The following is a 21,854-nucleotide window of genomic DNA, read 5'->3' on the forward strand; positions in this document are numbered from 1 at the left end:
AAAGGCTTCCTTGTTTCATGTCTGAGCCGTATGAGTCGTATGAGCCGTACGTCCACCTGCCTGCCGCCGAGATCCTCGAGTCCCTCGCCGAACACACCGAGACCGAGATCAAGCAGCTGCGCGGATCCTGGGACGGTCTGCAGGTCGATCGCTACATGAAGGACGGCGCCAGCTATCGCCAGCGCCGTTACAGCGAGTTCCACCTGACCGATGCCGGTCTGGTCCGCGCCCCGCACGGAACCTTCCGCCAGTCATTGGAGGTCAACCCCCTGCACGGCGGGGTGGCCCGGGAATTCGATCCCATCGAGCAGGAGGTCGCCGACTCCCCGCTCCTCGAGACTGTCGTCCGCACGCTGCTGGAGCGGCTTCCCGGCAGGTTCGACATCAGCACCGGCGCCGTCGGCATTCACCAGATACGCATCATCGCCTCCCACGACGCCGAGGGCCTGCCGGCACCGGAGGGCGTCCACGAAGACGGCCACCACTTCGTCGCCCAGGTGCTCATGCGCCGCGAGAACGTCGAGGGCGGCGTCTCCCGGCTGTACGACCGGGAGAGGGCCCCGCTGTTCCGCACGCTGCTCACCGAGCCGTTCGAGACGGTCATCATCGATGACCGTCGGGTGTTCCACGGAGTATCGGCGGTCGAGGTGGCCGGCGACATGCCGGTGGGGGTCCGGGACATGATGCTGGTCGACTTCTTCCCCCGCGGCGCCGGGTCGGCCGAGGCGCAGGCATGAGCGGCGGGGTCTGTTCGTGCGACCGCGACCGCGACCGCCCCGAGCCACGATGAGCGGACGACAACTCCTGGCGAAGTGGGGTCTTCCCAACCTCTCGGGGAACGGCCGCTTCGTCTCGGCGAACATCATGGACAGCCTCGGCAACGGGCTCGTCCTGGCCTTCACCGTCATCTACTTCACCACCACGACCTCCCTGTCACTCGGCTCCATCGGTGCCGCGCTCTCGGTCGGGCAGTTCCTCGCCCTGCCCGTTCCCGTCGTGGCCGGCTCACTGATCGACCGCTTCGGTCCCCGCAAGGTGGTCGTTGCCGCCAACCTCGTCTCGGCCGTGGGATTCGGCGCCTTCCTGGCCGCAGACGCGGTGTGGAAGATCATCGCGGTTCAGTTCGTCGTCCAGGCAGGGTCCAGCAGCTACTGGACTTCCAGCCGCGCGCTCGTCCTCCTTGCGGCCCGCAGTAACGACCAGGCTCGCTGGTTCGGCTTCATCAGCGCCCTGCGCAATATCGGCGGGGGCTTCGGAGTCGCCGTCGCCTCCATCGCAATCGCCTTGGACAGCGGTGGGGTTCGGGTGCTGGTTCTGGTCAACGCGCTGACGTTCGTGATCGCCGCAGGTCTGCTCGCCGGCTGGCGGCCCGTGACCGAGCAAGACGCACCTCATCTCTCCCGCACGGCTGAAGACGGGGGCTACGGCGCGGTGTTGCGCGACCTGCGCTACATGCGTCTTGTCGTGGCGAACGTGCCCTTCGTGCTGGCCGCGAGCGTGCTGCCGGTGCTGCTCGCCGTCTACATCACCGAGGTCCTTGACGCCGACACGTGGCTGGTGGGGGCGTGCATGGTCGGCAACATGGTCCTCGTCGCCCTGGTCCAGACGCTGGTCGCCCGCATGATCGAACGCCGCCGCCCGACCCGTGTCCTTGCCCTGGCCGGCGTGGTCAATGCCGTTTCCTTCGCGCTCTTCGGGCTGTTGCTCGCGCTGCCCGGCTGGGTCGTGGTCGTAGGCCTGCTGCTTGCGACGGCGGTCTTCACGCTGGCCGAGATGCTCAGCCTGCCGCCGAGCAGTGAACTCAGCGCCTCCCTGGCACCGGAGCGCATTCGTGGCCGCTATCTCGGCGTCTTCCAGCTCTCCTGGACACTCGGAAACGCCATCGCCCCCGCCCTGCTCACCACGCTCCTGGGCCACGGTCCTGCCTGGCCCTGGGTGGTCCTGATCGCGCTGAACCTGCTTGCGGTGCCGCTGGTCCTGAGCCTGGGGGACTCTGCACAGCAGGACCGCGCGGGCATGGAGCCCGAGGCCTCTGTGCTGCCCGCCGAGGAAAGGACGGCCTCGTGACCCAGGTACGCACCGCACTGTCCCACTACGGGCGCAGCTCAGCGCCACCCGGCTGATGGGACATGCCGGTCAGGCCGGTACGCGAGGACGCAGGCGGCATCGCACAACAGCATCCGAAATCAGAAATGAGCGCCATCGTGAGCAATCGTCTCTTCACCTCGGAGTCCGTGACCGAGGGCCACCCCGACAAGATCGCTGACCAGATCAGCGACACCATTCTCGATGCGTTGCTGCGTGAGGACCCGACTTCCCGGGTCGCCGTCGAGACGCTGATCACCACCGGCCTGGTGCATGTGGCCGGAGAGGTCACGACCAAGGCGTACGCGCCGATCCCGCAGCTGGTGCGCGAGAAGATCCTGGAGATCGGTTACGACTCCTCACAGAAGGGCTTCGACGGAGCCTCCTGTGGCGTCTCGATCTCGATCGGTGCGCAGTCCCCGGACATTGCACAGGGCGTCGACGCCGCCTACGAGAAGCGGATCGTGGGTGCCGACGCAGCCGAAGAGGGCGACGAGCTGGACAAGCAGGGTGCTGGCGACCAGGGCCTGATGTTCGGCTACGCCGCGGACGAGACGCCCGAGCTGATGCCACTCCCGATCCACTTGGCGCACAAGTTGTCCAAGCGGCTGTCCGAGGTGCGCAAGAACGGCACCATGGCCTACCTGCGTCCCGACGGCAAGACCCAGGTCACCATCGAATACGACGGCGACAAGGCGGTACGCCTGGACACCGTGGTCGTCTCCTCACAGCACGCCCCGGACATCGACCTGGACTCGCTGCTCACTTCGGACGTGCGTGAGTTCGTGGTGGAGCACGTCCTGAAGCAGCTCGCCGAGGACGGCATCAAGCTGGAGACCGAGGGCTACCGCCTGCTGGTGAACCCGACAGGACGCTTCGAGATCGGCGGCCCCATGGGCGACGCCGGCCTCACCGGCCGCAAGATCATCATCGACACCTACGGTGGCATGGCCCGCCACGGCGGCGGCGCATTCTCCGGCAAGGACCCGTCCAAGGTGGACCGTTCGGCGGCGTACGCGATGCGCTGGGTCGCCAAGAACGTGGTCGCCGCCGGCCTTGCCTCGCGCTGCGAGGTGCAGGTGGCGTACGCGATCGGCAAGGCCGAGCCGGTCGGCCTGTTCGTGGAGACCTTCGGCACCGCGAAGATCGACGTGGACCGGATCGAGCAGGCCATCTCCGAGGTCTTCGACCTCCGCCCGGCCGCGATCATCCGGGACCTCGACCTGCTCCGGCCGATCTACGCGCAGACCGCCGAGTACGGCCACTTCGGCCGGGAGGCGGCGGACTTCACCTGGGAGCGCACCGACCGCGTCGACGCCCTCCGCCGGGCCGCGGGCCTGTGACGCAGCACTAAGCGCTCCGCGGGAAGTGCCGCGAGGTGCCGTCGCTCGTCTGCGGCTGTGTCGTGGCTGGCTGCTCCCCCAAGTTCTCGGCTTCGCTCGAACAGGGGGGACCCCCTTCGCGGCGGAGCCGCACATGTCAGAGCCCCGCGCCCCTTCGGGGCGCACCCGAACCGCACCGGACTTCGCCAAAGCCGCTCAGCAAGCGCCCGCCGCCGCCCGGTGGCCGCCGCGGCCAGGCGTCGCATGTCCCCCTACGATTGGAATTGACCACGTGTCAGCATTCGCGGGTCTTCGACCAGTTACGCAGATCGCGGGTGCCGCACTTCCCGTGATCTCGTTTGCGGCGCGCCTGCCCGCCGCGATCTGCCCCATCGCCACCCTGTTGATGCTGACCGAGCTCAACAGCATCGGCGCTGCGGGAATCGCCGCCGGAATGCTGTGGACGGGGCAGGCCCTGGGGGGACCGTTCCTCGGGCGCTATGCCGACCGGCGCGGCCATCGTCCCGTCCTCCTGGCGGCCTCACTCGCAAATGCCGCGGCCATTGCCGTCTTCGTCGTTTCGGCACTCACCGAAATGCCGCTCGTGGTGCAGGCTGCGCTCGCGGCTGTCGTCGGCCTCACCGTGCCGCAGATCGGCCCGCTCTCACGCACGCGATGGGTTGTCCTGACCGATCCCGCGGACGACAAGAACCAAGCCGGCTCCCGGGAGTTGACCCGCCGCGCCCTCTCGTTCGACACGGCCATCGACGAAGTCAGCTTCATGGCCGGACCGGCACTCGCCGGCGTGACAGTGGTCCTGATCCACCCCGCGGCCGGGCTCATCCTGGCGGGACTGGTCATCGCGGTATTCGGCACTCTCTTCGCGCTCCATCCCACCGCGCCACGAGGGACACCTGCCCAGGCATCCTCCGGTGCGAGGCTGCTGCATCCCGCACTGGTCGTGCTCTTCGCCATGGCGCTCCTGCAGGGAATGATCTGGGGAAGCGCCAACGCCGGCACGAGCGCGCTCTCCGCGCACCTCGGCGATACCGGCCTGGCCGGCCTGGTCTGGGGGGCCATGGCCGTGACCAGCTCACTCACCGGCCTTGCCATCACGATGCGGCCCATCACCCTGGACCTGACGCTCCAGCTTCGCATCGCCATCGCCGCACAGGCAGTTCTGCTGCTTCCCCTCCTCCTCGTCGACGGCTTCGTCGGTGCGACCGCCGCCATCGCCGGCATCGGATTCGCCGTCGCCCCGCACCTCATCGCGGTGTTCAACCTCGCGGAACACGTCGCCCCGCTGGAGCGCATGGGGGAGGCCATGGCTCTCCTCGGCAGCGGCCTGATCGTCGGCCAGGGAATTGCCGCGCTGGCCGCTGGGCAACTGGCACAGCACTCCGGACACCACGGCGCCTTCCTGCTGACCTGTGCCTCCGGAGCCGGAGCGCTCTTCGTCGCTCTTGCGTGTGTGCGCCCCAAGTTCATCGACCCGTACCGCGCCGAGCGCCTGCCGAAGAGCGAACTCGACGAAGCCGTCGCCCACTGATGCTCATCAGAAGAGGAATCCGATGACGTACGTAATTGCAGACCCCTGTGTCGACCTGAAGGACAAGGCCTGCATCGAGGAATGCCCGGTCGACTGCATCTACGAGGGTCGGCGGTCCTTGTACATCCACCCGGACGAATGCGTCGACTGCGGTGCCTGTGAGCCGGTCTGCCCGGTCGAGGCGATCTTTTACGAGGACGATGTTCCGGAGGTGTGGAAGGACTACTACAAGGCGAACGTCGAGTTCTTCGACGAACTCGGCTCGCCCGGTGGCGCCTCGAAAACGGGCCCGATCGAGAAGGACCACCCCTATGTCGCGGCCCGATGACGACCGGCTCCATCGGCTTCATCAGCTTCATCGGCCCTGAAGGAATCTCTGCTCCGTGATCCGCACCCTCGTACCCGACATCCTGGACGTCCCCGCCGCCTCGTGGGACGCCCTGGCCGCGCCGGTGGGCCTCTATCTCTCCCACCAGTGGCTCGCCGCCCAGCAGCAAGATCCCACCGCCCTGGTCCGCTACGCCCTGGTTCACGACGACGGCCAACTGATCGCCGCCGCACCGCTGTACGTCGTCGACAACGAACCCAACGACCTCTACCGCGTACACGAGCTCGTCCCCGGCCGCGCACCGACCAGAACCTTGTTCGCGGGAGCCCGTCGCGGCTACCTCAACGCCCCTCTCCTCCACCCCCGCCTCACCCCCGACCGACGGAGTGAGGCGCTGAGCCGGCTCGTGGCGGCCGCAGGATCCCTCGCCGCCGACCAGAAGGCACAGCCCTGGTGGCTGTACGTCACCGACGCGGCGGCCGCCGAACTGGCCGACGCCTGCGGCACCAAGCCCGTACAGCTCAACCAGGACGCCCGTATCCCGCTGGCCGGCAGTACCTTTGACGACTATCTCGCCGGCCTGCCGTCCAAGCGGCGCGTCACCATCCGCCGCGAACGCCGGGCCTTCGCCGAGGCCGGATACGAGCTCCGTACCCTACGGCTCTCCGAGTGCGCCGACGCCGCCGGAGCACTGGCCGCCCAGCTCCAGGAGCGCCACGGCCACCCCGCCGACCCCGCCTTCATGACCCGGCTGTTGCGCGAGCAGGCCGACGGCATGGCCGACAGCGGAATCGTCTGCGCCGCCTACGCCGAGGGCCGCATGGTCGCCTTCAGCCTCTTCTACCGCTACGCGGACACCGTCTGGCTCCGCTCCACCGGATACGACTACGCGCGACTGGGCGGCGCGCACGAGTACTTCAACCTCGTCTACTACCTCCCCATCGAGCACGCCTACGCCCACGGCGCCACCGCCCTCCATCTCGGCATGGAGTCCCTGCGCGCCAAGACCCTCCGGGGGGCGGTCGCTTCGCCGTTGTGGGCGATAGAAGGGACCTGAGCGGGCAGTTGATCCGTCGGCCTCGATGCCTTGTGAGGACCCGTCAAGACCCTGGGCGAACCGGCCGTCGACGGCCACCTCCTTGACCGTGCCGTTGCGCTTGAGCGGTGTCGACGGCGCTCACGGCGCCTCGTCGGCGTACATGCCGGGGTGATCGGCCAGGGGGAGAACTCCGCCGATTCAGCCGCCGATGAAACTGCGACCCGCCTTGTAGGCGTTCCAGGCAGGGCCGCTGTAGGTAGGGGACGGCTCCGCCGACGCGGCTCTGTCGCTGCTGCTGTCGTCGAGGTCGATGGCGGGGATGACGATGCACGCGGCGAGGACAGTGGCGAGGGCGGTCCAGCCGAGGCGGTGGGCTAGCTGGTCTTCTTCCAGGTCTGGCAGCCGGTGGTCTCGAACGCCTTGTCACCAGGCTGGATCGTCACCACCGCGGCGCCGTCGCCGCCGTTGTTGGCGATGACGGAGCCCAGATCGCCGGAGGTGGAGGAAAGTCGGGCCCAGTAGCAGTACTCGAAGGCGCTGCGTCCGGGTCGTTGGTCGGATCGAGATAAGTGCCCTTCTTCTTGGGGCACTTCATCAGTGGTCGGTTGATGCAGGCGTTCCAGCTGTTTCAAAGGGATTTGTAGCGCCGGGCCCGGAACCTGAAGGTTCTGGGCCCGCGGTATGGCGTAAGACGCCTTCAGCCAACGCATCTGCGGTGGCGCTAAGCCGTCTTGATGGTGTTGTCTGTCCCGCGAAGCTGACGGCGGCGCCGCCCGTGGGCTGGTAGCCGGCGGGGTAGTCGAGCACCTCTGGCACGGCCCGGTCGAGCGGCCCTGCGCAGGGGTGGTCTTGGAGCCGGTACGCGCCACCACGAACTCCGGGACGGCGTCACTTACGGCCGGGGCGGCCGGCCCGTGCGGGCCGCTACACCCCTTGTCGCACTCGTCTCCGCCACCACCGGGCTTGACCGAGGCACCGCTGACCTCCTTGGTGTATGTGCCGACGGGGCTGACGGCCGAAGCGGCAGCGGCCGACAGGACCCCGATGCTCACGGCGGCAACAGCTGCCATGGCCAAGCGGGTTGCACGCATGTCCGAGCCTGCGATACCCGGACCGGACAGTCTTGGCGCGGTGGAGGACGCCCGCGCCTTCGGTGACCGTCTTGGCGGTGCCGGTCAGGTCCACTTCGACGTCGTCGATCAGCTCGGCGCCGAAGCGTTCAGCCTGGGCTCGCATGTTCTCTATGACATCGGCCGACGGGTTATCCGCGCTGCGGACGTGCGCCCCCCGTCGCCGAGAGCGGTCAGCAGCGCGGCGACCAGTTGTGAACGAACGCGCGTCACGTGAGCAGATGAACACCACCTCAGCGACGTCCTTCACCGCCCGTGCCCGTCGTGCCGCCGCTGCCTCACCACTCGCACCGGACTGCTCACCGGGGGTACGCGGCGCACGGCGCAGGTGAGAAACAGTCCTAGGTGTGACCAGGCATAGACTTCATGTACCCGCCGGGAGGCGTCATGCGCCACACACTGCGAATCGGGCCGTTCCGTATCGGATTCGGCCGCCGTCCCGTACCCCCAAGGGAGGGACCCCTCAGCCGTGAACGTTTCGCCATCGACATCGCCGAGGGCTTGATGGGCGTCGGCGTCCCTTTCCGGAGCGGCTGCAGCGCACTCGGGTTCCGCGTGGTGGTGACCGACAGGGAAACGGGGCGGCGCCAGTATGTCTCCGAGAACTACACGCACGACCTCGCGTACGCAGACGGCGAGAAATACGTCACCAAATTGATCACCGGCCTGAAGAGCTTGAAGTAGAGCTTCGGTCGGCACAAAGGGAAACGGCCCTCGTCGAGAGGGTTGCCTGCGTCAGGCTTGCCCAGGTGGGTCGTCTTCCAGCCGCAGACGGTGTCCGAGGATGCTTGTGGCGGTGGCGAGCAGTGGTTGGCCGTGCGCATAGGCGTGGGCCTTGATGCGAAGGAGGGCATCCGCCGCACTGGTGCCAGCCCATTGCTCTGAGGTTGGATTGCCCGGGCTGCATCTGTGCCCTGTGAGCACACCGAGTTGTGCGCCCCGGATCTGCATCGGAAGCGCGAACACCGCTTGAATGCCCAGCTGTTGAAGATCAGGAATCAAGCCGGGCCAAGGAGTATCCGGCTCTGATGCGAGATCGGGAAGCATGACGCGCGAGCCTCGTCGCGCCACGTCGGGTGTGGGACCGCGGCCCTGTGTGTACTGCACATCGTCGGCCAACGCGGCCGGCTCATCGCTGTGCTGTACGAGCTCCACGCAGCCGTCACCGGCTCTCAGCGAGATCGCCGGCCCGTCCATGCCCAACATGTGGGCACATTCAGCGAGAGGAATCACCATCTCCCGACTGGCCACAGCGAAACTCCCCTGAGCAATGTGGTGAGTCGGACGATCGCCGCTTCGTCGTCGTGACCACCGTCGATGCGCCGAGGCCCCTGCGGCGGCTCCTCGCTCGACTGGGGGGGCCGCGGACTGGCGAACCGGCCCAGACGTCCCGCGGAACCTGCACCATGACGCTGCGAGGTTCCAGCCCGGCCGCATAAGCCTGACCTGATCTGCAGCGATCGGCACGCCATGGAGAGCACCATGAATTCAGAAGCTGCGGCATGGTTGGACCGCCCCAGTAAGGCACGGATGCGTACGAGAAAGCTGATTCGTGAGCAGATCGCCCCGGGCGTCGTCGCTCGTGACATCACGGGCCTGCGGGAGCTGAAGGCACAGCGCACGAGCACTCTCAGGACTACGCCCTGGTCATGGCGGCATCGATTCCCGCCCCCGAGGCAGAGCGCTGAGCATGCGCGAGCCGGGTTCGGGTAGCAAGCCGTCAGAACATCCGGCATACGGCGCGTGACGTGCGCCGCGTACAAGGCAGGACACACGATGGACGAGGCGGATCCGCCGGCGACGATGCTTCTGGACTCACTCCAGACGTACGCCGGCGCTGCATACGAGGCCCGGACAGACACAGCCGCGAGGGCCCGGTCCCTGGCCACCGACTTTCTCAGGCGCGCAGCCGTGACGGGCGCTGTCCGTATCACTGCGGAGACCTTGGGAGCGGTCCAGTTGGTCGTGTCCGAGCTGGTCACCAACGTGATCAAGTACACCGTCGGCCCCTGCGTCTTCGAACTCGAGCTGGCTGAGGACGCCCTGGAGATCAGCGTCTGGGACACCGACCCCGCCCATCTCCCCATGCCGGCAAGCCCAGATGCCCTGCGCCCCGCACAGCACGGCCTGGAAGTCGTTCACGCACTGTGCCGCAACGTCACCTCGGAGCGGCGCGCGGGAGGCAAACGCGTCCGCGCCAGCCTGGCCCTCGCCTGACACCAGATCTGCCCGAGCGGCCTACCCTGCCCACGAGGGGACTGTTCTTGAGATACCTCAGGTGCAGTTCACGAGATCCCGTCCGATCGAGCCGATCAGGCGGGATCTTCTGGTTTCGGAGGCCGCGCACTTCCGCGCTTGGAACGGAGCCGGAAAGTGGTTGCCCATATGCCTGAGAGCCGCTGATGCCGTCCTCGGCCAGAAGCTACTCGACGGACATCCAGCCCTCGCCAGGCACGCTGACCCGGGACCGTTGGCGGCCTCAGTCATCCATGTGCTGGACCTGCCAGGCGGTCCCTCCGCGAGGGCTATGTCGACCGCTGACTCTGCGGCAACCCGCGTGGCGAACGCAGGCCGCATGCGATGACGACGCCCGCTCGGCCGTGGTTGGCAGCTGACGATGCATCGCCGCGGGCCCTGCCGGCGCTCCACAAACATCAAGGGTGTGCCGGGCGCAGGTCAGAGCTCCGCGCCATTCCCTCAGCCGAACAACAGCCTGCCAAGGAGGCCTGCGCCTGCGTCTTGCTCAGGGCTCTCTGCGGCCGGAGTCTCGCGTTGGTCGGAAATGCCCCCGACTCGATTCACGCCGTGCTCAGGCAACGAGCTCGGCCTTTCATGTCCGACATGCTCTGGCTGGTCATTCCCGGAAGCGGATTGAACGATGGTGCCGCTATTCCCTTCGTCCTCGGCGGTGGCTGGGCCAATGCTGCCGAGGACTGCTGCGGCAGCCATGGCGGTTACGGTCAGGAGCTTGCGGATGCGCATGTGGGGCGTTCTCCGTTCGAGCGCGGAACATTGGACAGGCCCATATCATCATCAATTGTGAAATTGATGCCCAATGCGCCCATCCGTGGGCGAGGCATCCCATAGAGCCAGTGGACCGTGGCGGGGAGTGCCGGCCGCTGTGCTCGTGCGTCGATGCGCCACCCGACGAACACGGCCTCCGTCAGCACGCGCACCTCGTTCTCGCTGCGCCCGGTGCGGTTCCCGCTCGTTGGCCACGGTCGGCAGCGGCAGGCCCTCCGCCACGGAGGCGGACGGAGGCGGGAGGGTTCGCCGCGAACGGCGCGCGCCCGGCCTGATGCGCGGGTGCCATGCCGCCCGTGGTGCCGTTCGCGCGAGCCTGACGCCAGCCAGCGACAGCCGTAGCAGCAGGTGCCCTGGATCAGTCGGCCCGCCGGCCTTCGACACAGAACCGGTTACCCTCCGGGTCGGCCAGTACGACGTACGGTCGAGCCGGGTTCTCCGGGTAGTGCTGCCCATCGACACGCTGGGCGCCAAGCGCCACCAGACGGCCGACTTCCTCGTCGAGATCGCGCTCACCGGCGTCGAGATCGAAGTGAATACGGGGAAATTCCTCCGCAGGGCTCTCGCTCACATCCATCGCGATCGCGACACCAGGCACACCCTGGGGAGGCTCCAGGACGATCCAGTCATCGCCTTCCCAGCGCGGAGGCCGCCGCACATACCCCAGGGCCTGACGCCAGAACTCGCCCGCCCTCACGTACGCCCGAGTCGACCGAACACGCTTGAACCGCTGAAGCCAGGCAACGATCACCATCCGGCCGGGAAACGACCTTCACGAGTGCGGAGTAATGGCTTGCCAACCGCCTCCCGCACGCCCCTGGCCGCCTGCGAGGGCGACTGGTGCGGGGAGGTGTGGTGGGGAGCTGCACCGCCTCGCATCCGCCGTCGCAGCATTCGCCTTGGTCGAGATCGCATGTCGGCGGTCGCGAGCCCGCGGAAGGTGTGCGGATATCGGTCAGAGTCTGATGTCGCCCCCGCTGCCCGTCTGAACGCCCAGCGATCCATGGTCCAGGCGGTCCGAATCCGCCCTGCCCTGGGGGAAGTGCGAAGGATCGCGGCCACGTCGTCGAGGGCGGTGAGGCATCGACGATGCCGCACACCTGGCCCAGGAGCCGGGCGGCGAGGTGTGCGCCGGTCGCCTACGCCTTCTTGACCACGCTGGACTTGAGCTGCATGGGGCCGAATCCATCGATCTTGCAGTCGATGTCGTGGGCGTCCACGCCGTCCTCCACGAGACGGATGTTGCGGACCTTGGTGCCCGCCTTGATCCCGCTGGGGCTGCCCTTGACCTTCAGGCTGACACATCACCGGGACTGCTGCCGATCAGCGGGTGGTCGTGTCACGGTGATCCATCCGTCGAGGTCCCTACGGAAGGTCCTTCAACTTCTGGGTGTGGAGCGGCTGCTGATGGATACGTGCAGCGGTGAGGGGAGTCGCGACCGATGGGGCCATCCCCCGGGAACACTCTGGGGATGACGACACGACCGCTCCCGCCCATGGCTTGAATTCACCAGGAAGGAAGGGGTGTTCGCATTCGGTCGGGGACCGGCAGCGAAGGGGGGAGCTGCGCGCGGCCGGGGCCTGCTCGTGATGCACGGGTCTTCCCGGAGCGGCGGAAAGCGTGCGCCGCTACGCTCGCCTCGTGAGCGAGATCGTGGTGGTACGTGATGGCTCTGGGCCGGAGGTCCTGCTGGTGCATGGCGGTGCAGGCCCGCGGACGACGTGGGGCCCTGTCGCTCCACTGGCCGACCGGTGGACGCTGGCATACGTCCATCGCCGTGGCTATCCGCCGAGCCCACCACCGCAGGAGCGTCAGGACTTCGAGGTGGACGCCCTGGACCTGGCGCCGCTGCTCGTCGGCCGCCCGCACGTTGTCGCCCACTCCTACGGCGTCCTGGGGACGTTGATCGCGGCCGCTGCCGCGCCGGGCAGCGTGCGCTCACTGACCCTGATCGAGCCGCCGCTCAACTACCTTGTCCCTGACGATCCCGAGGTGGCACGGCTCGAGCGCCTCGGCGATACGGTCCTCGCCCACGGTATGGATACGGCCCCGACCCAACTGCGCGAGTTCCTCCGACTCGCGGGTGCGCCCATCGGCGACGGCCCGCTCCCCGAGGACGTGGTCGCCGGCGTTCGACGGGCGCACGGTGGCCGACCGACCAGCGAGGCGCGCCCACAGCTCGACGCGATCCGTCATGCCGGCATCCCCGTGCTCGTCGCGTCCGGAGACCACGCGGCCGCGCACGAGCGGATCTGCGACGCCCTCGCGGATGCGCTCGGCGGCGAGCGCAGCGTGCATCCGGGCGCCGGTCACTTCGTCGCCGCAGCACCGGGCTTCGCCGAACGGCTTGAGACCTTCCTGTGCAAGAACGTCACGTGACGAGCTTCTTCCACGAGGTGAGCGTGGCGGCGAGGGGGAGGAACGCGGCGAACCAGTTGGCCGTGCGCCCGTAGCGGACGGCCAGGCAGGCGGTAGTGCGTTCGATCCCCACCTAGAGCCCGATCGCGTCGGCCACGCCGGGCGAGAAGGCTGCGGCGGTCAGGTCGCTGTTCACGCCGTATCTGAGAGAGGCGGTGCCCGCTGCCGCCTTCCTTCTTGGGTCAGTGAGGCGGTTCAGTCAGTGCCGTCAGTGCGGCGTCCTGGTCGGCGTACACGGTGAGGGGCTCGATGTGTTCGTCGTCGATGCCGTGGCGGGGCGAACGCCGATCGCGGATCCGCTCAGCCACCGCTTGCCGCGCCTCGGCCACAGCTCGCGGCCCCAAGGGCACGGACACGATGTGCCTCTGAACCCGCGGCAGCGCGTGCTCGACTGCGGCGGCAGACGGCTGGCCTTTCCGCCACGGACGGGAACGGCCTGTACCCGTCACGACGCCACCTTCGGCGCCTTCTCCCGATCGGCCTTGCGCAACTCCTCTAGGAGTTCGCTCTGCCCCGTAAGGAGCGCGGACAGGATCCGCCGTGCCGCAGCCAGCAGCTCCGCCACGTCCCCGCCCGCCAACTCGTACACCACCGTCGAGCCGCTGCGGGTGGCGGTCACGATCCCGGAACGGCGCAGGACGGCCAGCTGCTGCGAGAGATTCGACGGCTCGATCTCGATCGCGGCAAGCAGCTCCCGCACGGGCATCGGACCGTCCTGCAGCAGCTCCAGCACCCGGATCCGCACCGGGTGCCCCAGCATCCGGAAGAACTCCGCCTTCGCCTCATACAGCGGAACCGGCACGCCGATCACTCCCCGACCGTCCTCTTGTCGTCAGCCTCGGACTGGCTTGTCACGACCCCGTGCATTTGGGCGAGCCTCAGCGCATCGTCCAGCTCGTCCTGCGCCACCGCCACGTCATAGGCGTCCTCGGCGGTCAGAGCCTCCTGGAGTGATTCCTGCGCCTCGCGCACCCGCTCTCGCAGCGCCTCGACGAACGGAACTACACGCGCCTGGGCCGATGCGTCCAGTGGCGGTCCGCTTTCACTAGCGACACGATGAACATCACGTTTGGAGGTAATTGTCTTGTCTGTACAACAACCACCCACTGTCGAGGCTGCGGCTTCCGTTCTGCCGGAACGCGGCCCCGACCCGGTGAAGGTCACGCTCAAGGTCAACGGGGTCGAGCGGTCCGTGGAGATCGAGCCGCGGGTCAGTCTTCTGGACGCGCTGCGTGAGCACCTGCACCTCACGGGTGCGAAGAAGGGGTGTGACCAGGGAACCTGCGGTGCGTGCACGCTCTGGGTCGACGAGCGGCGCGTCCTGGGATGCCTGACTCTCGCGATCGCCTGCGAGGGCCGCGAGGTGACGACGATCGAGGGCCTGGCCAAGCACGAGGAACTCGATGCCATGCAGACCGCGTTCATCGCCGAGGACGCGTTCCAGTGCGGCTACTGCACACCTGGCCAGATCATGTCGGCAGCCGCGCTCCTCAAGGAGGGGCATGCAGGCGGCGACGCCGAGATCCGGGAGTGGATGAGCGGCAACATCTGCCGCTGTGCCGCGTACCCGCACATTCGCGCCGCCATCCGCGCGGTCCGCGACGGATCCTAGGGAGACCAGAGTTGCGGCCCATCAGCTATTCGCGTGCCAGTGACGTCACCGGTGCCATCGCCACCGTGACGGCGGACCCCACCAGCGACTTCCTGGCCGGCGGGACGACCGAGATCGATCTGCTCCGTCAGAACGTTCTGCAGCCACGTCGGCTCGTCGACATCAACGATCTGCCGCTCACCCAGATCGAGGACCGCCCGGACGGCGGCGTGTACATCGGCGCCGTGGCGCGTATGAGCGATGTCGCAGAGGCCCCAGGTGTGCGCGAGCGGTTCCCCATGCTGGCCGAAGCACTCGTCCTCGGTGCGTCGGCACAGCTGCGGCACATGGCCACCATGGGCGGCAACATGATGCAGCGAGTCCGTTGCGGATACTTTCGCGACGCCGTCTCCCCATGCAACAAGCGCGATCCGGGGAGCGGCTGCAGCGCCATCGACGGCTTCAACCGCGGCCACGCCGTCCTGGGCGCCGGCGACTCATGCATCGCCACCCATCCCTCCGACGTCGCCGTGGCGCTGATGGCCCTAGAAGCCCGCATCCACACCGAGGGAGCCTCGGGCAGGCGCGTCTACGCCATCGACGACTTCTTCCTACTGCCCGGTGACACGCCCCACCTCGAGCACCCCCTGGAACACGGCGAACTCATCGTCGGCATCGAGGTGCCGTACACGCCCGTCGCTGGCAATGCGCTGTATCTGAAGGTGCGCGACCGTGAGTCGTACGAGTTCGCGCTGGCCTCCGTGGCGGTCGGCGTGACCATCTCGGACGGTGTCATCAGGGATGCGCGGCTGGCACTGGGCGGCGTGGCCACCAAGCCGTGGCGGGCACGGCGAGCGGAGGAGATTCTGCGCGGAGCAACCGCGGACCGAGAGACGTTCGTACGCGCCGCCCGCGAGGAACTCGCCGCTGCGCGGACCACACCGCTCAACGAATTCAAGGTCGAGCTGGCCCAGCGGACGATGGTCCGCGCACTGGAGACCCTCACGAGCCCGGAGCGTCCCTCATGACCACGGCAACTCCGCCGGCCATCGGACAGCCCACCGACCGGGTCGACGGCCGCCACAAGGTCTCCGGCACCGCGCGCTACTCGGCGGACTACGCACTCGACAACATGTCCTACGCCTTCCTGGTCGGAGCACGTGTGCCGAGCGGCCGGATCACCTCCATCGATGCCTCCGAGGCGCTGGCCTCCGAAGGGGTACTGGCCGTCCTCACACACGAGAACCTGCCCAGGACCGCCACTCAGCCGCCACTGATCCCCTCGCTGGCCGGCATGCCGGCCCCAGGCCAGACCTTCTTCCCCATGCAGGACGACGTCGTCCACTACACGGGCCAGCCCGTCGCCGTCGTCGTGGCCGACACACTGGAGCGCGCACAGCACGCGGCCGCGCTCGTACGCGTTGCCTATGAAGAGACGCCGTCGGTCACGACGCTCGACCAGGGCCGCGATCAGGTGTACGAGCCCGAGGCGATCTTCGCGGGCTTCATCCCCGGCCGTAATCAACGCGGCGACATCGACGCGGGACTCGCCCGGGCCGATGTGCGGATCGATGCCGTGTACGCCTTCGCGGCCAACAATCACAACCCGATCGAGCCGTCGGCCACCACCGCGGTATGGGACGGGGACGAGCTCACCCTTCACGACGCGACACAAGGGGTGGCGGCCACCCAGCTGACCGTCGCCGCGCTTCTGGGGCTCACCCCGTCCAAGGTGCGGGTCATCTCCCACTTCGTCGGCGGCAGCTTCGGCTGCAAGGCCATGATCTGGGCGCACCCCGCGCTCAGCGCGCTCGCCGCGCGCCACGTCGGGCGACCGGTCAAACTCGCCCTGACACGCGAGCAGATGTTCACTTCGGTCGGCCACCGTGAAGAACAGGAGCAGCGCATCACCCTCGGCGCGACCAAGGAGGGCCGCCTCACCGCACTGCGCCACCACAAGCTGTCGCCCACCTCTCACTTCGACGACTGGGCCGAACCATCCCTCGGAGCCGCATCGCAGATCTACGCCTGCCCGAACTACGAAGGCGTCTACCAGCTGATTCGCGCCAACACCATGACGCCCACCTTCATGCGGGCCCCGGGTGAGGCGTCAGGCATGTTCGCCCTCGAAAGCGCGATGGACGAACTCGCCCACCGACTGGGCCTCGACCCCGTCGAATTGCGGCTGCGCAATCACACCGACGTCGATCCCAACACCGGCAATCCCTGGTCGAGCGACGGGCTCCCCGAGTGCCTGCGGCGCGGTGCCGAGCGCTTCGGCTGGCAGCGCCGCAACCCCGAACCCCGTTCGCACCGCGACGGGAACTGGCTCATCGGCTATGGCATGGCCACCGCCGGCTATCCCGTCTACGGGCCGAACAACCCGCAACGGGCCCGCGCCCGGATCTACGCCGACGGAAGCGCCGTAGTCCAAGCCGCAACGCCCGACTTCGGCACTGGCGTTGCCACGGTGATGACTCAGGTCGCGGCCGACGCGCTCGGTATCCCGATCGAGCACTGCCGTTTCGAGGGCGGCGACACCATGCTGCCCAGCATCGCCGCCGCTGTCGGCTCGTCCGGCTCCGGCATGATCAGCGCCGCCGTCCACACCGCGGCCACCAACCTGCGCGACCAGCTCATCGCCCAGGCCATCGCCGACACCCAATCGCCGCTGCACGGCGCCGCCCCCGACTCGATCACCGTGCGGGGCGGCCGCATGATGCTGCGCAGCCGGGCCGACACCGGGGAAAGCTACGGCGAGTTGCTGCAGCGCAACTTCCTGCCCGACCTCGAGGCGATGGGCGCGTGGTCTCCCACACCCCAGACCGCCAACTACGGACTGATGACCTTCGGCGCCCAGTTCGCCGAGGTCGCCGTCGATGCCGACCTCGGTGTGGTCCGAGTACGTCGAATGGTCGGCGCCTTCGCCCCCGGACGGGTCCTCAACCCCAAGACGGCCCGCAGCCAACTGATGGGCGGCATGATCTGGGGTCTTGGCCAGGCCCTCCTCGAAGCCAACTACATGGACCCGCGCCGCGGCCGCTGGGTCGCCTCCAGCCTGGGCGACTACCTGATCCCGGTCAACGCCGACGCCCCCGATATCGACGTGGAACTCATCGAGGTCGAGGACAAGATCGTCAACCCGCTCGGGGTCAAGGGCGTCGGAGAAGTGGGCCAGGTCGGCGCGGCCGCAGCCATCGCCAATGCGATCCACCACGCCACCGGTCGACGCGTACGCAAAATGCCCATCACCCTTGAAGACATGCTCTGAACAGAGGCTTGGCGCAAGGTGGTGGATAGTCGCTCTTGAAGAGGACATCACCACCGCGGCGTTGGGCGAGGCCGAAGGGACTTGAGTGATGTCAGCACGAGGCGGCGCGCTCGCCCGAGCCGGCGCACGCTGATCCCGCGCTCCTCGGCCAGGCTCTGCATGGCCTCACCGTGCAACCGGGTACGAGCGATCAGCTGCGCCTCTGCGAGATCCACCACCCGGGCCCTCACGTACGTCAGGCGGTCGGCGCGGCGAGCGGCGACCGGCCAGGACGGGGGCAGGGAACGGCGCGGCGGTGGTGCATGTCGGCTCCCGAGGATCGAGCGACGGACAGAACACCGCCATGGATCCAGGCGCCCGCGCCACCAGCGCGCCATCCGCTGCGCGGAGCGCCGGAATCTCCCTGACCTGGGAACCGCTCTTGGCTCGCACCCGGCCCGGTGATGGCTCGACTGGCTAGCAGGCCGCACTCACGGGCGATACCGCGGCCGGACCCGGAGCACGTCGTTGACAGTGGTTAGGGCAAGGCCTTCCAGCCGCTTGCAAGGCGCTCGTGGACGGCTACGGTGACCGACCCTGCGGGGGTACAAGTTCGTGCCGCACCGTGAACGCCCACTTCGGCCAGTGGATGGACGCGCTCGACAAGGTGAGTTACGTCAACCGGAGCCACTTCGCGTGCGCAGTGTGCGAGGGCCGTTCCGGTCTGACGGGCATTCTGGCGCCGCGCCCGCCGGTGGCGCCTCACCCGTCCGCGAGCCGCGCTTCCTCCAGGTCGAGAGAACGCTGCAGTTTGCGCCGTGTGGCGTCGCTGATGTGGTGCTCGTCGTAGAGGCGCCGGAGCTCGGCCGATGCGACCGTGATCAGGTCGCGGCGCAGCTGCCGATAGACCCGCTCGGCCGACTCCGGTGCCGTCGCGTCGTCCTCGCCGACGCTGACGGCGAGCCGGTCGCGGGCGGACTCCAGGCGGGCCGAGAAGCTGTGCCGCAGCCGCGGCGCATGCCCGCGGTCGCCAGGCCGCAGCGTGCCGCGGCCTCCTCGCGCTCGGTGTGTGCCGGTTTGAGTGCGATGCCGGAGCGGCGGACGACGGGAGTGAGCGTGAAGCCCTGTACGACGAGGGTGGCGACCACCACCGAGGTGGCCAGGACGAGCACCAGTGGGCGTTCCGTGAGCGGCGAACCGTCGTCCGCCGTCACCGGAATGGACAGGGCGGCCGCCAGTGGAACGACGCCTCGGGGGCCCGCCCAGGTCAGCACTGCCGGCACCCGCCAGTTGTGGGCCCGTCTCCGCCCTTGCGCTGCAGCACGGCCGACAGCGGCGCCAGCCACAACAGCCGTACGGCGATGAGCGTCGCGGCGACCGCGAGTGCGTACAGCGGCCAGGCCCGGTCGTCGTCGGACAGGGCCCGTACCTGCGCGGGCAGCGCGAGCCCGATCAGGCTGAACACGACGCTCTCCGGCAGGAACACCACCGTGCCGTAGACGGCATGCAGTTGGAGCCTTATCGGCGCGCTGGTCAGACGGTCGCCGCGGCCGCCGAGGACGACACCGGCCACCACGACGGACGTCACGCCGGAGGTGTGGACGGCCTCGGCGAGGACGTACGCCGCGTACGGGGTGACCAGCGCTATGACCGTCTCAAGGACGGGATCCTCGGTCCGGCGCCGGATCAGTGCCACCACCGCGGCAAGTCGCCCCCACCACCGTGCCGCCGCCCGCGAGGAGCGCGAACTCCCCGCCCGCCGCCTGCCAGTCGGTCGTGGCCGATGCCACGGCGACGCTGATCGCCACGCGGAAGAGGACCAGGGAGGTGGCGTCGTTGAAGAGGCTCTCGGCCTGGACGAGGACCTGCACCTTGGGTGGGAGCGCGAGGCGTCGGCCGAGTGCGGTGACGGCTACCGGGTCCGTACTGGCAAGGACAGCTCCCAGGACGAGCGCCATCTGCCATGACAGGGGCGTCACCAGGGATGCCACCGCCCCGACCGCCGCCGCCGAGGCGAGGACCAGGGCCACCGCGAGCACGCTCACGGGCTTCCACACCAGCCGCAGCTCGCGCCAGGACAGGTCCTCGGCGCTCGCGTAGAGCAGCGGCGGAAGGACGACGAGACCGATGATCTCCGGGCTGATCTCGATCTGCGGAGTACCCGGCAGCAGCGCCACGGCGAGGCCCGCGACCACCAGCAGCGAGGGTGCGGGGATGCGCCACCGGCGGGCGAACGTGGCCATCATCGTCGCGAGCACCACGAGAGCCAGAACCGTACCTACGCCGCGCATTTCGTGCCACGCCGACTGTAGGGGGCAGCGCATGAGCCCAGGAGGCGGCGAGGCATGACCGGCTACCCCTTGCGGGACAAGCTGCGGGCTACCTGGCCCGCATCCACGACACGGCCTCCCTCGCCCAGGCGGCGAACGGGGGACGTACACGAAACCTTGACGCCTCATCAGTGCGTGCCTCGGAACCGATGGCGGCCGCCCGCGCATTCTTGCTTGATGTGACATCAACTCTGCACATGCGCACGCGACTTGGCCAGCGGTCCCAGCACATGGTGATCTGCGGCGACGGCGGGCTCGCGCACCGCATCGCCGTCGAGCTCGACGCCGTGTGCGGTGAGGCCGTCACCGTCGTGCTGCCGTCACGGCGTGACGAGCGCGGCGCCGATGTCGCCGCACTGCACCGTGACCCGCACTCACCCATCGAGCGCCTGGTGTCCGCGCGCCCCGACGAACAGACCCTGCGCGCCGCCCCGACGACCCGCTCCTGGACATGTCCACCACGGTCCTGTCCGACGCAGACACCGCCGTGCCCGAACTGGTGGCCGCCGCCGCGGTCGGGCACGGCCACACACTCCAGGTCGAGGGCAGGGTGTTCCGCGGGGTCGTCCGCCCGGCAGGAGCTTCTCCCCAGCCCACCGACCTGGCCACGCTCGCCGTCCTGTCCGGGGCGTACCAGGACGACCCCGCGAGCCAGGACGGCACGCAACTGCTGCCGGACACGCACACCGCGTACCACCGGCAGTTCACGCTCGAACGGCGCACCTGCGCCATCGCGACCTGGCAGTTCACGGACGAGCACCCGTGGTGGAAGAACATCTATCTGCCGCTGCTCGACATCTTCACCATGGGGGATCCGGCCACGGACGACGGTGCGGTGCGCCGCTGGCTGCAGCTCATCGCTGGTTTCACCGGGCTCGCCGTCCTGCCGATCGTCGTGGCCGCCGCGATGCATGCCACCGAGGCGTTCCGCACGGCGCCCGCCGGGCACCCGCCCGCGCAGGATCTCAGCGACCACATCGTCCTGGTCGGCCTCGGCAAGATCGGGACCCGTGTCCTCGCCCGGCTGCGCACCACCGATCACCAGGTCGTGGTGGTCGAACGCGATCCGCACGCCCGTGGCGTCGGCCTGGCTCGTGAACTCGGTGTGCCGCTGCTCCTGGAGGACGCGGCGGCACCGGGAATCCTGGAGCGGGCCCGGGTCCAGGTAAGCAAGTCGCTGCTCGTCCTCACCCGGGACGACGGGGAGAACCTGGACATCGCGATGGCCGCCCGTGAGGCCAATCCGGACATCCGGGTGGTGATGCGGCTCTACGACGGCGACTTCGCCGCCACCGTCCAGCGCACCCTCCGTGCCTCCTACCCCGTTCACGGCCGTGGACGTCGCCGGACACCCCGAGCTGGAGGGCCATTCCGTCCACGAGGCGTTCCGGGAACACCAGTGGCGGGTCCTGGCCCTCGGCGAGTCCGGCGACGGGTCCTGCGGGCGGGGGGCCGTGTGGTCCTCGCCACGACCCGGCGTGGCCTCGATGTCCTCATGTCGGGGGTGCAGCCGCATCCGGCGGGCTGAGCGGGCAAGAACCAGGAATTCCCCGAAGGCGAGAAGGAACGCGTAAGAGACGTGTCAAGGAGGTGCAGAGGGACGTAAGGGAGGCGTCAACGACGGTCGAATCCGGCCAGGCGTGCAGTTTCCTCTAGGCGTCCGTTCACATTCCGAACCTCATCCCAGGAGCTCACGATGGCCGACGTGGCCTTCGTCGTCACCACGATCGCGGTGTTCGCGTTGGTGGCTTTTGTCGCCAAGGGGGTGGCGAAGCTGTGACTGCCGA

The 21,854-nt window shown here is 68.6% G+C and carries 20 protein-coding genes and 3 pseudogenes; 14 read left to right on the forward strand and 9 right to left on the reverse strand.

The genetic code is table 11. From position 1 onward, the window contains the following. The first annotated feature begins 17 nt into the window (after positions 1-17). The 6 genes from AB0O76_RS07120 to AB0O76_RS07145 all read left to right on the forward strand — a co-directional run bounded on the left by AB0O76_RS07120 (position 18) and on the right by AB0O76_RS07145 (position 6,341). A complete protein-coding gene (locus AB0O76_RS07120; protein ID WP_365486290.1) occupies positions 18-737 on the forward strand; it encodes a 2OG-Fe dioxygenase family protein in 720 nt (239 codons plus the stop codon). A gap of 49 nt (positions 738-786) precedes the next feature. Further along, the gene (locus AB0O76_RS07125; protein ID WP_365486292.1) at positions 787-2,067 is read left to right on the forward strand and encodes an MFS transporter; all 1,281 of its coding nucleotides are present in this window, start codon (positions 787-789) and stop codon (positions 2,065-2,067) included. A gap of 137 nt (positions 2,068-2,204) precedes the next feature. Further along, complete coding sequence (gene metK / locus AB0O76_RS07130) at positions 2,205-3,428, forward strand: methionine adenosyltransferase (protein ID WP_365486294.1); 1,224 nt, start codon at positions 2,205-2,207, stop codon at positions 3,426-3,428. Between the two features lie 328 nt (positions 3,429-3,756). After that, positions 3,757-4,956, forward strand: a complete 1,200-nt coding sequence (locus tag AB0O76_RS07135; RefSeq protein ID WP_365486296.1) for an MFS transporter — start codon at positions 3,757-3,759, stop codon at positions 4,954-4,956. 22 nt (positions 4,957-4,978) lie between these two features. Beyond that, positions 4,979-5,284, forward strand: coding sequence for a ferredoxin (fdxA, locus tag AB0O76_RS07140; RefSeq protein ID WP_365486298.1), 306 nt, complete (start codon positions 4,979-4,981; stop codon positions 5,282-5,284). Between the two features lie 55 nt (positions 5,285-5,339). Next, positions 5,340-6,341, forward strand: coding sequence for a GNAT family N-acetyltransferase (locus AB0O76_RS07145; protein WP_365486299.1), 1,002 nt, complete (start codon positions 5,340-5,342; stop codon positions 6,339-6,341). 356 nt (positions 6,342-6,697) lie between these two features. Here AB0O76_RS07145 and AB0O76_RS07150 read toward each other — a convergent pair whose 3' ends face one another. Both AB0O76_RS07150 and AB0O76_RS07155 read right to left on the reverse strand, forming a co-directional pair. After that, a complete protein-coding gene (locus AB0O76_RS07150) occupies positions 6,698-6,913 on the reverse strand; it encodes a hypothetical protein (protein WP_365486301.1) in 216 nt (71 codons plus the stop codon). Positions 6,914-7,415: 502 nt separating this feature from the next. After that, positions 7,416-7,574, reverse strand: a pseudogene (locus AB0O76_RS07155) (thioredoxin-disulfide reductase); the annotation flags it as partial. A 266-nt stretch (positions 7,575-7,840) separates the two neighbouring features. On the opposite strand from AB0O76_RS07155, the gene AB0O76_RS07160 reads away from it, so the two are divergent. Then, the gene (locus tag AB0O76_RS07160) at positions 7,841-8,137 is read left to right on the forward strand and encodes a hypothetical protein (RefSeq protein ID WP_365486303.1); all 297 of its coding nucleotides are present in this window, start codon (positions 7,841-7,843) and stop codon (positions 8,135-8,137) included. A 51-nt stretch (positions 8,138-8,188) separates the two neighbouring features. On the opposite strand, the gene AB0O76_RS07165 is transcribed toward AB0O76_RS07160, so the two are convergent. Beyond that, complete coding sequence (locus tag AB0O76_RS07165) at positions 8,189-8,890, reverse strand: GAF domain-containing protein (protein ID WP_365486360.1); 702 nt, start codon at positions 8,888-8,890, stop codon at positions 8,189-8,191. Positions 8,891-9,256: 366 nt separating this feature from the next. Here AB0O76_RS07165 and AB0O76_RS07170 point away from each other — a divergent pair, with 366 nt between their 5' ends. Then, positions 9,257-9,670 carry an ATP-binding protein gene (locus AB0O76_RS07170; RefSeq protein WP_365486361.1) on the forward strand — a complete coding sequence of 138 codons (414 nt, stop codon included), beginning with the start codon at positions 9,257-9,259 and terminating at the stop codon, positions 9,668-9,670. A gap of 615 nt (positions 9,671-10,285) precedes the next feature. Next, positions 10,286-10,540: a hypothetical protein gene (locus AB0O76_RS07175; RefSeq protein ID WP_365486305.1), complete on the forward strand. Its 255-nt coding sequence runs from the start codon at positions 10,286-10,288 to the stop codon at positions 10,538-10,540. Between the two features lie 295 nt (positions 10,541-10,835). Here the strand turns inward: AB0O76_RS07175 and AB0O76_RS07180 are convergent, their stop codons facing one another. After that, positions 10,836-11,231 (reverse strand): VOC family protein, encoded by a 396-nt coding sequence (locus tag AB0O76_RS07180; RefSeq protein ID WP_365486307.1) that lies wholly within the window; start codon positions 11,229-11,231, stop codon positions 10,836-10,838. A 385-nt stretch (positions 11,232-11,616) separates the two neighbouring features. Then, positions 11,617-11,775, reverse strand: a pseudogene (locus tag AB0O76_RS07185) (alkylphosphonate utilization protein); the annotation flags it as partial. A 344-nt stretch (positions 11,776-12,119) separates the two neighbouring features. Here AB0O76_RS07185 and AB0O76_RS07190 point away from each other — a divergent pair. Continuing rightward, the gene (locus AB0O76_RS07190) at positions 12,120-12,857 is read left to right on the forward strand and encodes an alpha/beta fold hydrolase (protein ID WP_365486309.1); all 738 of its coding nucleotides are present in this window, start codon (positions 12,120-12,122) and stop codon (positions 12,855-12,857) included. A gap of 221 nt (positions 12,858-13,078) precedes the next feature. Here the strand turns inward: AB0O76_RS07190 and AB0O76_RS07195 are convergent, their stop codons facing one another. The 3 genes from AB0O76_RS07195 to AB0O76_RS07205 form a co-directional block, all read right to left on the reverse strand. After that, positions 13,079-13,204: a hypothetical protein gene (locus AB0O76_RS07195; RefSeq protein ID WP_365486311.1), complete on the reverse strand. Its 126-nt coding sequence runs from the start codon at positions 13,202-13,204 to the stop codon at positions 13,079-13,081. Between the two features lie 137 nt (positions 13,205-13,341). Beyond that, on the reverse strand, positions 13,342-13,698 hold the full coding sequence (locus AB0O76_RS07200) for a metalloregulator ArsR/SmtB family transcription factor (protein WP_365486313.1): 357 nt from the start codon (positions 13,696-13,698) through the stop codon (positions 13,342-13,344). 5 nt (positions 13,699-13,703) lie between these two features. After that, positions 13,704-13,868 carry a hypothetical protein gene (locus tag AB0O76_RS07205; RefSeq protein WP_365486314.1) on the reverse strand — a complete coding sequence of 55 codons (165 nt, stop codon included), beginning with the start codon at positions 13,866-13,868 and terminating at the stop codon, positions 13,704-13,706. Positions 13,869-13,980: 112 nt separating this feature from the next. Here AB0O76_RS07205 and AB0O76_RS07210 point away from each other — a divergent pair, with 112 nt between their 5' ends. Genes AB0O76_RS07210 through AB0O76_RS07220 form a run of 3 tightly spaced genes read left to right on the forward strand, consistent with a single transcriptional unit; the run spans position 13,981 to position 17,758 of the window. Next, entirely contained in the window at positions 13,981-14,508 is a 528-nt protein-coding gene (locus AB0O76_RS07210; protein ID WP_365486316.1) for a (2Fe-2S)-binding protein, read from the forward strand. 11 nt (positions 14,509-14,519) lie between these two features. Then, on the forward strand, positions 14,520-15,515 hold the full coding sequence (locus tag AB0O76_RS07215) for a xanthine dehydrogenase family protein subunit M (RefSeq protein WP_365486318.1): 996 nt from the start codon (positions 14,520-14,522) through the stop codon (positions 15,513-15,515). Beyond that, complete coding sequence (locus AB0O76_RS07220) at positions 15,512-17,758, forward strand: xanthine dehydrogenase family protein molybdopterin-binding subunit (protein ID WP_365486320.1); 2,247 nt, start codon at positions 15,512-15,514, stop codon at positions 17,756-17,758. Before AB0O76_RS07215 ends, AB0O76_RS07220 begins: the two co-directional genes overlap by 4 nt. Before the next feature lie 741 nt (positions 17,759-18,499). Here the strand turns inward: AB0O76_RS07220 and AB0O76_RS07225 are convergent. After that, positions 18,500-20,028, reverse strand: a pseudogene (locus AB0O76_RS07225) (Na+/H+ antiporter). A gap of 490 nt (positions 20,029-20,518) precedes the next feature. Between AB0O76_RS07225 and AB0O76_RS07230 the strand changes: the two are divergent. After that, on the forward strand, positions 20,519-21,595 hold the full coding sequence (locus AB0O76_RS07230; RefSeq protein ID WP_365486322.1) for an NAD(P)-binding protein: 1,077 nt from the start codon (positions 20,519-20,521) through the stop codon (positions 21,593-21,595). Positions 21,596-21,854 lie beyond the last annotated feature (259 nt).

The organism is Streptomyces sp. NPDC086554 (genome assembly GCF_040686095.1).
In the GTDB taxonomy this organism is placed as follows: Bacteria; Actinomycetota; Actinomycetes; order Streptomycetales; family Streptomycetaceae; genus Streptomyces.